7 protein-coding genes are annotated in these 17,380 nt (G+C 61.2%); 6 read left to right on the top strand and 1 reads right to left on the bottom strand.

Annotation, left to right across the window (positions count from 1 at the left end; all coding sequences use genetic code 11):
* Nucleotides 1-83 precede the first annotated feature (83 nt).
* The 3 genes from U4Z64_RS12530 (at nucleotide 84) to U4Z64_RS12540 (ending at nucleotide 3,524) form a co-directional block, all read left to right on the top strand.
* Nucleotides 84-851 (top strand): SDR family oxidoreductase, encoded by a 768-nt coding sequence (locus U4Z64_RS12530; RefSeq protein ID WP_321820125.1) that lies wholly within the window; start codon nucleotides 84-86, stop codon nucleotides 849-851.
* An 86-nt stretch (nucleotides 852-937) separates the two neighbouring features.
* Nucleotides 938-2,230 (top strand): MFS transporter, encoded by a 1,293-nt coding sequence (locus tag U4Z64_RS12535; RefSeq protein WP_321820126.1) that lies wholly within the window; start codon nucleotides 938-940, stop codon nucleotides 2,228-2,230.
* A 46-nt stretch (nucleotides 2,231-2,276) separates the two neighbouring features.
* The gene (locus tag U4Z64_RS12540; protein WP_321820127.1) at nucleotides 2,277-3,524 is read left to right on the top strand and encodes an enolase C-terminal domain-like protein; all 1,248 of its coding nucleotides are present in this window, start codon (nucleotides 2,277-2,279) and stop codon (nucleotides 3,522-3,524) included.
* Between the two features lie 30 nt (nucleotides 3,525-3,554).
* Here the strand turns inward: U4Z64_RS12540 and U4Z64_RS12545 are convergent, their stop codons facing one another.
* Nucleotides 3,555-4,229, bottom strand: a complete 675-nt coding sequence (locus U4Z64_RS12545) for an HAD family hydrolase (protein ID WP_044843419.1) — start codon at nucleotides 4,227-4,229, stop codon at nucleotides 3,555-3,557.
* A gap of 192 nt (nucleotides 4,230-4,421) precedes the next feature.
* Between U4Z64_RS12545 and U4Z64_RS12550 the strand changes: the two genes are divergently transcribed.
* The 3 genes from U4Z64_RS12550 (at nucleotide 4,422) to U4Z64_RS12560 (ending at nucleotide 17,194) form a co-directional block, all read left to right on the top strand.
* Entirely contained in the window at nucleotides 4,422-5,606 is a 1,185-nt protein-coding gene (locus U4Z64_RS12550; protein WP_044843420.1) for a sugar transporter, read from the top strand.
* 574 nt (nucleotides 5,607-6,180) lie between these two features.
* Complete coding sequence (locus tag U4Z64_RS12555) at nucleotides 6,181-15,243, top strand: hemagglutinin repeat-containing protein (protein ID WP_321820128.1); 9,063 nt, start codon at nucleotides 6,181-6,183, stop codon at nucleotides 15,241-15,243.
* 190 nt (nucleotides 15,244-15,433) lie between these two features.
* Entirely contained in the window at nucleotides 15,434-17,194 is a 1,761-nt protein-coding gene (locus U4Z64_RS12560) for a ShlB/FhaC/HecB family hemolysin secretion/activation protein (protein WP_321820129.1), read from the top strand.
* The last annotated feature ends 186 nt before the right edge of the window (nucleotides 17,195-17,380 follow it).

A 17,380-nucleotide genomic window follows, 5' to 3' on the forward strand; every position in this document is an offset into this window, starting at 1 on the left:
GGCGTTGACTTCATCGCGACCGGAGACGGTCGCGAGGGGCGCATTCGCGCCCGTTTTCGGACAATCAATAGGAGTGCGATCAAATGACTTCACTATTTGACTTGAGCGGACGCACGGCGCTCGTCACCGGTTCGGCGCGCGGCATCGGTTTCGCGCTGGCGAAAGGACTCACGATGGCTGGTGCGCGTGTGATTCTGAACGGAACACAGGCCGAGACGGTCGACGCCGCGGTCCGACAACTCGCCGACGAAGGCTTCGACGCGCAGGGTCGCGCATTCGATGTGACGGACGAGCACGCTGTCGCCGATGCGTTCTCGCACTGGGACGCGGCAGGCGTGCAGATCGACATCGTCGTCAACAGCGCTGGTATCCAGTTTCGCAAGCCGCTCGTCGAACTCGAACTGGGCGATTGGCAACGGGTGATCGACACCAACCTGACGAGTGCATTCATCGTCGCCAAGCAAGCGGCCCGACGCATGATCGTGCGTGGCACCGGCGGCAAGATCATCAATATCGGCTCGCTTACGAGCGAAGCCGCGCGCGCGACGGTCGGCGCGTACACAGCCGCCAAGGGCGGGATCAAGATGCTGACCCGCGCGATGAGTGCCGAGTGGGCGTCGTCGAATATTCAGGCGAACGCGATCGGCCCGGGCTACATCCTGACCGACATGAACAAACCGCTCGTCGAGAACGCGGCGTTCGACGCGTGGGTCAAGGCCAGCAATCCGACGCAGCGCTGGGGCAAGCCGGAGGAACTCGTCGGCACGGCGGTGTACCTGGCATCGGCGGCGTCGAGCTATGTGAACGGCCAGATCATCTATGTCGATGGCGGCTGGCTGGCCGTCCTTTGAAAGCCGATCCACGCGATCGACACCCATACGAAAAGCCGCCCGCGCAATCGTCAAGCGCCGAAGCGCCACACCTGTCAGGAGACATCATGGAAAGCACCAAACCCGTAGCCCCCCAGAGATGGTGGTATCTGATGCCCATCATCTTCATCACCTACAGCCTCGCCTATCTCGATCGCGCCAACTACGGTTTCGCCGCCGCAGCCGGGATCGACAAGGATCTCGGCATCACCCACGGCATGTCGTCGCTGATCGGCTCGCTGTTTTTCCTTGGCTACTGCCTGTTCCAGGTGCCAGGCGCGATCTATGCACAGCGAAACAGCGTGAAGAAGCTGATCTTCGTCAGCCTGATTCTGTGGGGCCTGTGTGCTGCTGCGACCGGGATGGTCAGCAACATTCCAATGCTGATGGTCCTGCGCTTCGTGCTCGGTGTCGTCGAGGCCGCCGTCATGCCGTCGATGCTGATGTACATCAGCCGCTGGTTTACGCGCACCGAACGCTCCCGCGCGAATACGTTCCTGATTCTCGGCAATCCGGTGACGGTGTTGTGGATGTCGGTGGTATCGGGCTATCTGGTGCGCAGCTTCGGGTGGCGCGAGATGTTCGTCATCGAAGGATTGCCCGCGCTTGCCTGGGCCGTCGTCTGGTGGTTCACCGTCAAGGACCGTCCGGCTGATGCGCCATGGATGACGGACGGAGAAAAGGCCGAACTCGATGCACGCCTGAAAGCGGAGCAGGCTCATATCGCCCCGGTTCGCGACTACAGGGCCGCATTCCGTTCGTCGGTCGTCTTGAAATGCTGCGCGATTCACGCACTGTGGAGCATCGGGGTCTATGGCTTCATCATGTGGCTGCCGTCGATCCTCAAGACCGCGTCGACAATCGACATCGTGTCCGTGGGCTGGCTTGCCGCCGTTCCGTATCTCGCTGCGATCATCCTGATGCTGCTCGCGTCATGGCTCTCGGACAAGACGCGCAATCGCAAGCTGTTCGTCTGGCCTTTGCTGCTGGTCGGGACCATTGCGCTCGTCGCTTCGTACCTGGTTGGCGGATCGCACTTCTGGATCTCGTTCACGCTTCTCGTGATTGCCGGTGCCGCGATGTATGCGCCGTATGGACCGTTCTTTGCGCTGGTCCCCGAACTGATTCCGAGCAACGTGCTGGGTGGGGCGATCGGCATCATCAATTCGAGTGGCGCCTTGGGCGCGTTTCTCGGATCGTGGGTCGTCGGATATCTGAATGGTGCGACTGGCAGCCCGTCGGCTTCGTACATGTTCATGGCGCTGGCGCTGCTGGTATCGGTGATCCTGATGATCACGGTTCCGGCACGTTCCGAGCAGCGCACGACGGACGGTTCGACCATCTCGCTGCGCCGCACATGATCTGCCGCATCGTTCGATTCATTGACTGGATTCTGGAAGACAAGAAATGACCACCCCGATTACAGATGTCAAGGTCATCCTGACCGCCCCGGAAGGCATCAATCTGATCGTCGTGAAGATCGAGACCAACCAACCGGGCTTGTATGGTCTAGGATGCGCGACGTTCGCATACCGGCATGTTGCCGTCAAATGCGTGATCGAAGCGTATTTGCGGCCACTGCTGATCGGTCGCGATGCGGAGGCCATCGAGGAGCTCTGGCAGTTGATGCACCAGAACGCTTACTGGCGCAATGGCCCGATCGAGAACAATGCGATTTCCGGCATCGACATGGCGCTGTGGGACATCAAGGGCAAGATGGCGAACATGCCGCTCCATCAGCTTTTCGGCGGCAAGTGTCGCGAAGGCGTGCCGGTCTATCGGCATGCGGACGGGCGCGACCTGGGTGAGCTGTGCGAGAACATACAGCGGTATCGCGAGCAAGGCATCACGCACATCCGCTGCCAGAGTGGCGGCTATGGCGGCGGCGGATACGGCAAGGCGCCGGCGAGTGCGCCGCACGGTGCGGCCGACGGTGTCTATCTGGACAGCAAGCAATACATGCGCGATACGCTGAAACTGTTCGATGGTATCCGCAACAAGATCGGCTTCGAAGTCGAACTGTGTCACGACGTTCATGAACGCCTGAAGCCGGTCGAGGCCATTCGCTTCGCGCGTGAACTCGAGCCATTCGACCTGTTTTTCCTCGAGGATGCGATCGCGCTGGAAGAGGGCGAATGGATTCGCCAGCTGCGGGAGAAGACGTCTACCCCGCTTGCGCAAGGCGAGCTCTTCAACAATCCTCATGAGTGGCGCTTCCTGATCACGGAGCGGTTGATCGACTTCATCCGGGTTCACCTGAGTCAGATCGGCGGCATTACCGCTGGGCGCAAGTTGCAGATATTCGCCGAGCAGTTCGGCGTGAGAACGGCGTGGCACGGCCCGGGCGACATGTCGCCGCTCGGGCATGCGGCGAACGTTCATATCGATCTCGCATCGCGCAATTTCGGTGTGCAGGAATGGTCCGGTACCGAGCCGCCCAATTTCGTGATTCAGGAACTCAAGGGGCCGAGGGCGGCGTTGCTCGACGTATTCCCCGGTCTTCCCGAGTTCCGGAATGGGTACGTGTACGCCAGTGAAAAACCCGGGTTGGGCGTGGATATCGATGAAGCAGAGGCAGCAAAATATCCATGCGAAAACACGGTGACGACCTGGACGCAGACGCGGCTGAAGGACGGCACGCTGCAAACACCGTAAGGTCCGCGAATCGAACGGGACGCGTGAGGTCTACGGCCGTGCCGCGATCTCGTCGAGATGCCACAGCAGATCCGCCGGATCGTCGTACACGCGCAGCGCCCCCGCGCGTTCCAGCTCGTCGCTGCCGTAACCGCCCGACAGCAGCCCGACGCCCAGCGCGCGGCAGCGGCTCGCGGCGAGCATGTCCCAGATGCTGTCGCCGACCACCACCGTGTGCTCGATCGGCACGTTCAGCTTCGCCGCGGCCGTCAGGAACAGGTCGGGATCCGGCTTCGCATACTTGACCTGGTCGCGCGTGACGACCACGTTCTTCGCCGGATCGACGCCGAGCGCCTCGAGGTTGATAGCGGCCGTTTCCATTCGCCCGCTGGTCGCGATCGCCCAGCGGATGCCCGCGTTCGACAGCGCGGCCAGCAGCTCGCGCGCGCCCGGCAGCGGCCGGACCTGCGCGCGCAGCCGCTGGTACGCGGCCGCGTGCAGCCGCGCGAGACGCTCGACGCGCTCGGCGTCGATGTCGCCGGCCGTCTCGCGCAGCAGCTGGTTCAGGAACAGGCCGCCGCTCATCCCGATCTTGCGGTGGATGCGCCATACCGACAGTTCGATGCCTTCGGCATCGAGCGCTTCCTTCCACGCGAGCACGTGCTGATAGACGCTGTCGACGAGCGTGCCGTCGAGATCGAACAGAAACGACGTTTCAATGCGCATGTGAATCTCCCGGCCCGATGACGTTCGGGCAAATCGTCCGTGAAATATCCTTCGACGCATTATCGGCGCGCGGCCGTGTCATCGCCATGTCCCGGCGGCGCGGCCCGCCGCGGCATGTCATGTGCCGCTGGTACAATCGCGCCGATGCGCCGGGCCGGCTGCCCGCGCCCCCAACCTTCGTCGAATTCCCGTATGGCAACCCCGGACGCCGTCAGTTCCGAACAGTCGTGGTGGGGCGTTCTGGCCCTGGCCCTTGCTGCCTTCATCTTCAATACCACCGAGTTCGTGCCCGTCGCGCTGCTGAGCGCGATCGGCGACAGCCTGCGGATGCCGCCGACCGACGTCGGCCTGATGCTGACGATCTACGCATGGGCCGTCGCCGTCGTGTCGCTGCCGCTCACGTTCGTCACGCGCCACGTCGAGCGTCGCAAGCTGCTGAGCTGCGCGCTGCTGGTGTTCGTCGGCAGCCATGTCGTGACCGGCGTCGCATGGAATTTCACGGTGCTGATGATCGGCCGGCTCGGCATCGCGTGCGCGCACGCGGTGTTCTGGTCGATCTCCGTTCCGCTGGCCGTGCGGCTCGCGCCGAGCGACCGGAAAAGCCGCGCGCTCAGCCTGCTCGCGATGGGCACGGCGATCGCGATGGTCGCCGGCATTCCGCTCGGGCGCGTGATCGGCGAGGCGCTCGGCTGGCGTGTGACGTTCCTCGTGATCGGCGGCGCGGCGGCCGTCGCGCTGCTGATGCTGCGCATGACGCTGCCGGTGCTGCCGAGCCAGGGCGCCGGATCGCTTTCCAGCATTGGCGCGTTTCTCAGGAAGCCGGCGCTCGTGGCGCTGTATGCGATCACCGTGCTGGTCGTATCCGCGCACTTCACGTCGTACACGTACATCGAGCCGTTCGTGCAGAGCGTCAATCATGCGAGCAGCAGCCGGATCACCTACGTGCTGATCCTGTTCGGCGTGGCCGGCATGCCGGCCGCGCTCTGCTTCAATCGCGTGTTTCCGGAACGGCCGGCCGATTTTTTGCTCGCGTCGATCATCGCGCTGTCGGCCTGTCTGCTGATCCTGTTCCCGAGCGCGCTGAACATCGTCACGCTGTCGGTTCACACGCTGGTGTGGGGCGGGGCGATCGTCTGCTTCGGGCTCGCGATGCAGGCGTGGGTGCTGAAGCTGGCGCCGGAGGCGACCGATCTCGCGGTGTCGATCTTTTCCGGGCTGTACAACGTCGGGATCGGTGCCGGTGCGTTGCTCGGCAACCATATCGCCGGGGATTTCGGCCTGCCGTGGATCGGCACGTTCGGCGGCGTGGTCGGGATCTTCTCGGCCGGGATTGCCTGGGCCGCGTTGCGGCTGCATGAGCGGCGGGCGTTGGCATAGCTGCCGCTAGGCCGGCGGGGGCGGCGATCGTGCCGCCGGCGCGTTGCACTGATCGCTGCAGGCGCGTCAATGCACAGGATGTTTACCGGCATGCGATGCGGCCGGTCACGATGCCGCGCCCGCTGGACGCCTTCAGCCTCAAACTCGATCGTTGCCCGACTTCAGGCTCGCGTGCTTGGCATGCGTGATTTCGCGTGGCGCCGCACGTGCACGCCGATCTGCCTCCATGCATGGGGTGTCGCGCCGTTCCCTGATGCTGCGATGCGTGAGCGGAAAATCGCGCGGTTGTGGCGCGCCTCGCTGAAGAGATCGATTTACAAATCGTTGAGATCCTTTCCACGCTGCGGTAATGGGCCGGGGGGTATTAGCTGTCAGATATATCTTGGAAACTCGAGCAGCGAGGCTCGAGCGCAAGTCAATCAGTCACGTCTGAAATTCGAAATTTGTCTCGTTTCGGAGCGTTTGACAATTGTTGACTCGCCAGTGCGAGACGCGCGGTTGTGTTCTGCGAGATGATGTGGTCATCAAATAATCGGTTGTACGCGGGTGTGCGATTTTCGAGTAGACCACAACAATGAACCAAAATAACTATCGGTTGGTGTTCAGCCGCGTGCGCGGCATGCTGATTGCTGTCGAAGAAACCGCCACCGCGTCGGGCAAGGTTGGCGGGGGCGAAGGCCCTGCCGTAGCGCGTGTGTCGCGTGGATTTGCGCGATTTGCGTTGCGTCACGCGGCATTTGCCGTACTGGTCGCGGCAGGCGCGACACCCATGTGGGCGAATGCGCAGATTGTCGGCGGCGGTGCGCACGCGCCTTCGGTGATCCAGACGCAAAACGGCTTGCCGCAAGTCAATATTAATAAGCCCGGAAATGCGGGTGTATCTTTAAATACCTATAACCAGTTCGACGTTTCGAAATCCGGCGCGATATTGAATAATTCGCCCACGATTGTTAACACGCAGCAAGCGGGTATGATCAACGGCAACCCGAATTTCGGGCCGAACGACGCTGCGCGGATCATCGTCAACCAGGTCAATAGCAATAATCCAAGCTCGATTGGCGGTTTCGTCGAGATTGCCGGACAAAAAGCCGAGCTTATCATTTCCAATCCGGCCGGCTTGCAAATCGACGGTGGCGGATTTATTAATACTTCGCGTGCCGTATTGACAACTGGCGTTCCGTATTATGGAGCAGATGGGTCGGTGGCCGGTTTCAATGTGAATCGAGGTCTTGTCACGGTATCCGGATCGGGCCTGAATGCGGCAAATATCGATCAGGTCGACATCATAGCGCGCGCCGTTCAGGCGAATGCAGCCATTTATGCGAAAAATCTGAACGTAATCGCCGGTTCGAATCAGGTTAATCATGACACGCTTGCGTCGACGCCGATTCAGGGCGACGGTGCGGCTCCGGCGGTTGCGATCGACGTCGGCCAGCTCGGTGGTATGTACGCCAACCGCATTTTTCTGGCGAGTTCAGGCAGTGCTGTCGGGGTCCAGAATGCCGGCACGCTTTCGGCGGACGCGGCCGGCATGACGCTCATGACCGACGGGCGGTTGGTGCAGTCCGGCAAGATCAGCGCGCTTGGTAACGTTGCGGTATCGGCCGGCGGCAGCATCGACAACAACGGCACGACCTACAGCCAGCAATCCGTGTCGATGATTACCGGCGCGGACATGACGAATAGCGGCACGCTCGCCGCACAGCACAACGTCGGCGTCAATGCCGGCTCGCTGAATTCTACGGGCGCAATCGGCGCAGGCGTCGACAGCAACGGGACGGTCACGCAAGCCGGTGACCTGCAAGTGACGACGACGGGTCAGTTGAGCGCAACCGGCCAGAACATCGCGGGCGGTAATACGACGTTGCGTGGGTCCGGCGTCAATCTGGCCGGCAGCAAGACGGCGACGAATGGCGCGCTGGATGTGAACGCGACGGCGGGCGATATCAACCTGTCGAACGCGACGACGAGCGCACAGGGCGCGTTGACCGCGACCGCAGCGGGCGCGATCGTCAACGACCACGGCAGCCTGTCTAGTCAAAGCGGTGTCACGCTGGCGGCGGGCAGCCTGTCGAACCAAGCCGGCACGGTGTCGTCGCAGGGCGCGCTGACGGTGCGCACGTCCGGCGCGATTTCGAATCAGGCCGGCACGCTGGTATCGCAGAATAGCGCCGACGTGGAAGGCGGCGCGATCGACAATCAGCAAGGCATCATTCAGAGCGCCGGCCAAATGAAGGTCGTCGGTGCTTCGCTTCAGAACAGTGCCGGGCGCGTTACGTCCCTGAATAGCGATGGTCTTTCCGTCACGACAAGCGGCCAACTGACGAACGCAGCAGGCACGACCGCGAACGGCGCGCAAGGCGGCGTGATCGGTGGTGATGGTGCCGTCACGGTTCAGGCCGGCAGCATCGCTAACCAAGGATCGATCAGCGCCGCTACTGATTTGACCGTCGGTGCGCAGTCTATCGACAACAGCAGCGGTTCGTTGACGGCCGGCCAAAATACGACGATCGATGCCGGCTCACACCTGGCTAACGCAGCCGGCAGCATTTCTGCCGGCGCGTTGGCAAACGTTCGCGCGGCCGATCTGGACAACAGTTCAGGTTCGATTCAGAGCAGCCAGTTGTCGTTGACGGCAACCGACCTTGAAAACCGTTCAGGCGTGATCACGCAGACCGGCGCGAACCCGACCACCATTGCTGTTTCCGGCACGCTCGACAATAGTTCAGGCACCGTACAGACGAACAGCGCCGACCTGAGCCTCACCCCTGCGACGCTGGTTAACGACCACGGCAAAATCGCGCATGCGGGTACCGGTACGCTGACCATCGGAACCGGTGCGTTGTCGAACAACGGCGGGTCCATCGCGACCAATGGTGCGCTCGCACTGACCGCCGCCGCTGTCTCGAATCAAGCCGGTACGCTGTCCGCGCAGCGGCAGGCCAGGCTCGACGTTCAGTCGCTCGACAACAGCGTGTCCGGCTACATCGGTGCCGATAGCGTCACGATCAAATCCCAAGGCGCGATCAACAACCGAACCGGTGCGATCGAGTCGAATCACGCGTTGACGATCTCGGCCGACAGCCTGGCGAACGATGGCGGCGCCGTTAAAGCGCTCGGCACGGATGCGCTGTCCGTCACGACGACGAACGCACTGACGAACGCGGCAGGCGGCACGATCGGCGGAAACGGTGACGTGTCGGTTTCGAGTGGCACGGTCGACAATTCGAACGGTTCGTTGCTGGCGGCACAATCGTTGTCCGTGCAATCGAACGGACAACTCACAAATTCGACCGGCCTGATACAGGCGAACGGCAACCTGAAGGTTGCGGCGCAAGGTGCGGTGCTCAATAACGGCGGGCAAATCGAGGCGAACGGCGCAACCGCGACGCTCCAGTTGTCCGGATCGAGCGTCGATAATAGTGACGGACGAATTGCCAATATCGGTACGGGCGCGACGACGATCGACGGCGGCGCGTCGATCACGAACACGGATGCGTCCGGTAAAGCCGGTGCCGGCACGATCGGCGGCAATGGCGATGTGACGCTGACCGCGCAAACGCTTACGAATGCGCAAGGTGGTCAGACACTGGCCGGCCACGACCTGACGTTGAATGTCGGCAGCAACGCGAACAATTCCGGCGGTGTGCTGTCGGCCGCGAACAATCTGACGTTCAATGGTACGAACGCGGCGCTCTCAAACCAGTATGGATCCGTGCGGGCAAACGGCGTGTTGTCGCTGACGGCTGCATCGATTGACGACACGTCCGGCAAGATCGGCAATGACGCCGGCAGCGGCGGCAGCGTATCGATTCAGACGGGTGCCCTGTCGAATCAGGGCGGCGCGATCGGTAGCGATCAAGACCTGACGCTGATCACCGGCACGCTGTCGGGTGACGGTTCCATCGTCGCGGGTCGTAACGGCTCGATCACGCTCGGGAGCGACTACACGCAGACGGCAGCGAACAGGCTGCACGCGAACGGCAACCTGAATTTCACCACGTCAGGCAAGCTGACGAACCAGGGCGTGCTGGATGCGAACGGCGCGCTCACCGTGAATGCTGCGAACGTCGACAACCAGAGCGGCGCAGATCTGAATTCCGCGAACACGACCGTCAACGCGAACGGCGGCACGATCGACAACGCAGGCCGCATCGAAGGCGATACGGTTACGACCAACAGCGCCACGTTGAACAATATGGGTACCGTCATCGGTGCCAACGTCACGTCGAATGCGAACACGATCAACAATACCGGAGCCGCTGCTGTCTTCGCCGCCGCCAACCAATTGAACCTGTACGCGACGAATCAGTTGTCGAATACGGGCGGTGCGAACCTGTTCAGCGTTGGCGATATCAATATCGCGGCGAACGGTCAGCGCGATGCGAACGGCTTGCTCGCGAACCGCATGCAGAATGTGCTGAACGATCAATCCACGATCGAAGCACAGGGCAACGTCGAACTCGCGGCCGGTACGTTCACCAACACACGCCCCGCGCCGACGGTCACGACCGAAACGACCGGCACGACGAGCAAGCACGAAACCAAGCGCCAGAAATACATCGTGTGCGCGACGATGAACGCGGACCCGAACGGCGGCTGCTCGCAGGCAATGTGGGTGAACGGCTATAAGACGCCGCTCACTTCGAGCTATAGCCCGTCGCAGATCGTATCGGAATCGTCCGGACCGAACGCGACCGACAAGGTGCTGGTCGTGAACGTCAACGGCAAGCAGCAGACGATTTACTACAACACGCTGACGACCAACCCGGACGGGTCGGTTACGGTCAACTATTGGGACGCCTACGACCCACACATCAACTACGTCCCGGATACGGAATATACGACGCGCAGCGACGGCCATAACGGCTATCAACGCGTCGAAATCTGGCGTGATACCACGTCCACGACGCAGCAAGACAAGGTAACGAGCCAGGCGCAACAAGCGCAGCTCGTCGCGGGCGGCAGTATCACGATGGCGAACGTCGGCACGATCAACAACGACTACAGCGCCATCACGGCCGGCAAGTCGATTCAGATCGGCAGCACGCAGCAGAACGGCTCTGTTGGTAGCGGCAGCTATGGCGGCACGGTCGTGAACAACGTCGGTCGCACGCTGTATCAGTACCAAACCGACAATATCGTGTCGATGTACGCATGGAACGAAGACACGACGCAGGATCGCGGCACGATCGTTGAACCGACGGTTGTCCATACACCGGTCGCGATCGGCGGCACGGGCGGTACGATCATCGCAAATCAGTCGGTGTCGATCACCGGCCAGAGCGTCAATAACCAGAACGTCGCCGCGCAGAATTCGTCGACCGGTGCGACGGGCGGTACGCTCGGCAACAATTCAGCCAATCAGGGGGTGTCGGGTAGCACGCTGAACAAGGTCGGCGCGGCAAGCGGTTCGACCACGGTCCCCGCATTGCAATCGGTTGCGAGCGCAACCGGTGCATTGTCGATCACGCTGCCGACCAGTGGCATGTATTCGATCCACTCCGCACCGGGGCAACCGTATTTGGTCGTCGCCGATCCGCGTCTGACGAGCTATACGAATTTCATTTCGAGCGACTACATGCTCGGCCAGTTGAACCTGAACCCGGCGAGTATCGAAAAGCGCTTGGGCGATGGCATGTATGAACAGCAGATGGTGCGCAACCAGATTACGCAGTTGACGGGACGTACCTTCCTGCCGGGCTACGCGAGCGCCGAAGACGAGTATCGCGCGCTGATGACGAATGGTGCGAACTATGCGAAGTCGTTCGGTCTGGTGCCCGGCATGGCGCTGTCCGCTGCGCAAATGGATGCGCTGACGAGCGATATCGTGTGGCTCGTCGACCAGACCGTGACCCTGCCCGATGGCAGCACGACGCATGTGTTGGCTCCGGTTGTCTACATGGCGCAAACGCATGCGAACGACCTGCAACCGACCGGTGCGTTGATCGCGGCCGATGATGTTGAAATTCATACGACCGGCAGCACGACCAACTCGGGTGTCATCAAGGGCGGTACGAAGACGGTTCTCACCGCAACGGACATCCTGAATCGCGGCGGTACGATTTCCAGCGACAGCAAGAACGGCACGACGGTCGTATCGGCCAGCAGCGATGTGGTCAACTCGTCGGGGATGATTACCGGTAATCGGGTCGCCGTCAGTGCCGGTCGGGATATCGTCAACACGACGCTGGTCGATGCGGTGGGCGCAACCGGTGCATCGGGGGCAAGCAAGGCCAGTACAAGCTTGATCGGCCAGCAGGGAACGATCGCAGCAACGGGCGCCCTGTCGGTTCAGGCCGGTCGCGACCTCACGCTTCACGGCGCGAATCTGTCGGCCGGCGGCGATGCGCTGGTCACGGCAGGCCGCGATGTCAACGTCGATACGGTTCAGTCCACGACGAACCAATCGATGTATCTGAACGATCAGCATCATTGGGAAGAATCCACGACGAAGAACGTCACGAGCGGCATCACCGCAGGCGGCAGCTTGGGGATGCAAAGCGGTAACGATACGACGCTCAAGGGCGCGACGGTCACTGCTGGCAAGGATTTGGCGGTGGTCGCTGGCGGCAACCTGACAGCGACGACGGTCACGGATACCGCGAAGCTCGATAATGTCGCCGCGGACAGCAAGACGCGCAAGGAAGTCGATCACAACTACGACGAATATGCCGTCGGTACGCAATTCACGGCGGGCGGCAATGCGTCGCTCGGCGCGGCGAGCACCGATGCGTCGAAAGGCAACGTGACGCTCACGGGTTCGTCCCTTACCGCTGGCATGACGAATGGTGTTGAAAACGCCACCGGTTCGGCGAACATCGTTGCAACGGGCAACGTCACGGTGAACGAAGCGCGCGAGGAACACGACAAGTACCAGTCGGTGCAGGTCCAGCGCGGCAGCTTCGTCAGCAGCACCAAGACCGATGGCATGACGGACACGCATGCAAACGTCGGCGTCGGCAGCACTGTGTCGGGCAATACCGTGAACATTCAATCGGGCCACGACCTGACCGTTCAGGGCAGCACGGTCGTCGGTACGAACGATGTAAGTCTTGCGGCGACGAACAACGTCAATATCACGACGTCCAAGGATACGGTTTCGCAGGACAGCTACTACCACGAAACGCATTCCGGTATCGGTACAAGCGGCCTGAGCGTGAGTATCGGCACGCAAAAGAAGACTGATACGGATCATGCTTCGTCCGTCACGAACAACGCGAGCACGGTCGGGTCGCTCAACGGCAACCTTACTGTCAAGGCAGGCGATACCCTGCACGTGACAGGCAGCGACCTGATTGCCGGAAAGAACCTGACGGGCAGCGCCGCGAACGTCGTGATCGATTCGGCGACGGATACCAGCAACAGGACCCATAGCGAGACAACCAGCAGCAGCGGCGTCACGCTCGGCCTGTCGGGCAGCATCGGCGACGCGATCAACGGAGCCTATCAGCAAGCGCAGGCGGCAAAGAGCGGTGCCGGCGACAGTCGTGCGACGGCCCTGCACGCGATCGCGGCGGGTGGCGATGCGGCAATGGCCGGCTACGGCGCATACGATATGGCAAAGAACGGCGTATCGAGCGCGGCGAATGCGCCTAGCATCGGCGTTCAAGTCAGTGTCGGATCGAGTCATAGCCGACTCGATACGTCGGAGAACCAGACGACGCAGCGTGGATCGAGCGTGTCGGCCGGTGGCACCACTTCCCTGATTGCGACCGGCAACGGCACGCCGGGCAGCGGCAATATCACCGTGGCGGGTTCGAACGTATCGGGCAACGATGTGTTGCTGGTCGCGAAGAATCAGATTGACCTGCAGAACACCACGAACACTGATTCAACGCGCAGCTCGAATTCGTCGTCAAGCGCAAGCGTCGGTGTGTCGATCGGCACGAACGGTATCGGAGTGTCGGCTGCCATGTCGCGCGCACACGGCGACGGCAACAGCGACGCCGCGATGCAAAACAATTCGCACGTGACAGGTGCGAATAGCGTGACGCTTCTCGGCGGCGGCGATACGAATGTGATCGGTTCCAACGTGTCCGGTCGCACCGTGAAGGCGGACGTTGGCGGCAACCTGAACGTGCAGAGCATACAGGATACGACGTACAGCACGGCACATCAAAGCAGCGTGGGCGGCGGTATTAGTGTCAGCACGATGGGCGGTGGAACCGCAAGTGTCAGCGCGCAGAACGGGCATGCGGATGGCAACTATGCCGGCGTGAACGAACAGGCCGGCATTCAAGCCGGCAGCGGCGGTTTCGATGTCAACGTAAAGGGTAATACCGACCTGAAAGGCGCATATATCGGCAGCACGGCTGATGCGTCGAAGAACACGTTGACGACCGGGACGTTGACGACCAGCGATATTGAAAATCACTCGCACTACGCGGCGGACAGCAATGGGTTTAGTGCTGGCGTAGGCGTGAGCAATACCGGCAAGGCTATCGGACCCGGTTCGGTAAGTGGTTCGGGCGGCGTGACGCCGATGATTTCGCAATCGGACAGCGGAAATGAGAACGCAACCACGCGTAGTGGCGTTAGCGCCGGCACGATCAATGTCACGAATCCGGCAGGCCAGACACAGGACCTGGCTAACCTGAATCGCGACACGTCGAACCTGAACGGAACGGTGTCGAAGACGCCGGACGTGCAGAATCTGCTGGATAAGCAGGCCGACACGATGAATGCCGCGCAAGCGGCCGGCCAGGTCGTATCGCAAGGTATCGGCGCTTACGCAGATGCCAAGCGCGACGAAGCCCAGCGCGCAGCCGATACGGCCGGGCTCGCAGGTGACAAGACGGCACAAGCCGCCTATCAAGCCGAAGCTAACTCGTGGGATGAAGGAGGCTCAAATCGCGCTGCACTGCACGTTGCGGGTGGTGCGCTTATCGGTGGCTTAGGCGGCGGCGCATTCGGTGCGATCGGTGGTGCTGCTGGTGCGGGGTTGTCGTCTGCGATGGCTGGCGAACTTGAAAGCATTTCAAAGGGCGGAGCATCGGCAACGGGTTCCGAACTACTTGGCAACATCTCTGCGAACATTGTCGCGGGGCTTGGCGGTGCCATTGTAGGGGGCGCAGCGGGAGCTGCAACTGCATCCGCCGTACAGTTGTATAACCAAGGTAACGATCTGCGGAAGTACAGCATGCTCTCGAAGGTGTGTAATGCTTCTGCACCGTGCAACCCGTCTCTGGTTGTTGCGGCAATCAACGCTGACTCAGCAAATGCTGATGCGTCACCGATAAATGCCATTGGCCCCAACTACGCGACTGTAGGATCTGGCTCTCTTTCTGCTAGCGGGGGTATTGCAATGAACCTGTATGACGGCACAACATACGTATCTGGAGGGGTCACCCAAGCTAATCCTCGTTCGATTACGACGATGCCTGGTATTGTCGGGACGTTGGGATGGATATGGGGCGCCCATGACGCTACCTCAACTAATTCGTTTATGACCGGCGACGCAACTCAGGCATATTTGTCCGTACCGACGCCGTTTGATGTGAATGCATTCATTGCGATAACACATTCCTATGGCGGAAGCACTGCGCTTGAGCTTGGAATCGCGTCGCCGGGGAAAATCTCCTTTGGCGTCTCGCCATTTAGTCATGCCGTCCCTTTGAATAACCCGAAGAAATAGGAATTTATATGGTCGCGCCAGGTGGTCCGGACGAAGAGACATGGTCCAAAATGAGCAAGAGTTCCCGTAGAAATTACTGGATTGTTGTGGCTGCATTTTGGATGATTTTCGCGGGATTGTTGATTAAGAAGTATATATTTGACTGATCGGCAATCAAGATTGCCGATCAAATATAAGTGATTTAATAATAATGACAATTGTTAAGCGGCTGACGGTGTTACAGATCACGGCCTTGTTATCGCTCGGGGTTCACGCACAGCAGGCACCCACCGCAGAAGATCGAGCTGCCGCCGCACGTGTGAACGCGGAACAGGATCGACAGGCGCAGCAGCAACGCGACGCGCAGCAGCGCGACGCCGCGCTTCGTGTCCGTTCCGTGCGATCGGAAGTGCCGCGCGTCGAAACTTATCCGACGTTGCCGAGCGAACAGCCGTGTTTCCGTATTGACCGCTTTGCGCTCGACGTGCCGGATTCACTGCCCGATGCCGCGAAGTCAGCCGGAGCGTCCGCGCTGCCGATGGATCGCTTCGCCTTCGCGAGTGAATGGCTCGGCCACTACGCGGGCCAGTGTGTCGGTAAGCAAGGCGTCGATATGATCGTCAAGGCGTTGTCTCGGGAAATCTTGGCGCGCGGTTACATCACGACGCGCGTAATGCTGCCGGAACAGGATTTGGCAACCGGTACGCTGAAGGTCGCATTGATTCCGGGCATGATTCGGCACGTTCGTTTCGCCGACGAGAAATTGCGGGGCACGTGGAAGACCGCGTTCCCGACCGGCGACGGCGAAGTGCTGAACCTGCGCGACCTCGAACAAGGTCTGGAGCAGATGAAGCGCGTCAGCAGTCAGGACGTTTCGATGCAAATCGTCCCTGCTGACCAGCCGGGCGAAAGCGATGTGGTGCTGGACGTGAAGCGCGGCAAGCCGTGGACCGTCGTCGCGTCGATCGATAATTCAGGCACACGCGCAACAGGCAGACTGCAGGGCAATCTGTCGATCGGCATCGACAACCCGCTTGGCTTGAACGACGTGTTCAACGTCGGCGTCAGTCAAGACCTCGAATTCGGCGACAAGCGCCTCGGGTCGCACGGCTGGAACGGCTTCTATTCGATTCCGTGGGGCTACTGGACCGCCACGGTTGCGGCGTACACGAACACCTACTATCAACAGATTGCCGGCGTGAACCAGACGTTCGTCGCGAGCGGCAATTCGAAGACGCTGGATTTCAAATTGGCGCGCGTGCTGCTGCGCAGTCAGAACGATGTGTTCGGTGGGTATGTCCGCCTGTCGCGTCGCTTCGGCGAAAGCTTCATCGAAGACACGGAAATCACGCAACAACGCCGCAACACAACCGTCATCGAATTCGGCCTGACCGATCGTCACTACTTCGATGGCGCGCAGTTCGACGGCACGCTCGCTTATCGCCAGGGTGCCGGCGGTCTCGGCGCGCGGGATGACATACTCGCGGCCGGTGGTGGCCCGACCTACCGCTACAAGATGGCGGTCGTGGATGCGAATCTGTCGGTGCCGTTTGCGATCGCCAAGCAGCCGTTCCGCTATGTGACGAGCATTCACGGCCAGTACACGGGTAATACGCTGTATTACATCGATGACTTGACCATCGGTAGCCGCTACACGGTGCGCGGTTTCGACGGTGAAACGATGTTGGCGGCAGCACGTGGCCTGTATTGGCGCAACGAGTTGCAAATGCCGATCGGCCAAACGGGCCAAGCGATTTACGCCGGGCTGGACTATGGCCGCGTGTGGGGCCCGCAGCCGGTCGCGCTAGTCGGAACGCAGCTTGCCGGCGCGGTGATCGGCGTCAAGGGCAGCGTCGGGACGCGCTTCGGTGGATTCGGCTATGACCTGTTCGCAGGAACGCCGATCTACAAGCCGTCCGGTTTTCCAACGGCCCGGGTTACGCTCGGGTTCCAGGTGACGGCGCAGTTTTGATAACGACGCGACGGAGGCGCGCGGCGCGTCGCGGAGCGGACGACGCCGGCGAGGACCAGGAACCGACGGTGTTTCCGACCGCGCGGATCGCCGCAGTCTAGTCCGTGAGTCACGAACCGCGTCCCCGCTGTCCGCACGTCTTCGCGATGCCGTGCTCAGTGACAACCTTAATGCGCGACGTGCAAC

It is taken from the genome of Burkholderia sp. BCC1996 (assembly GCF_905339955.1).
In the GTDB taxonomy this organism is placed as follows: domain Bacteria; phylum Pseudomonadota; class Gammaproteobacteria; order Burkholderiales; family Burkholderiaceae; genus Burkholderia.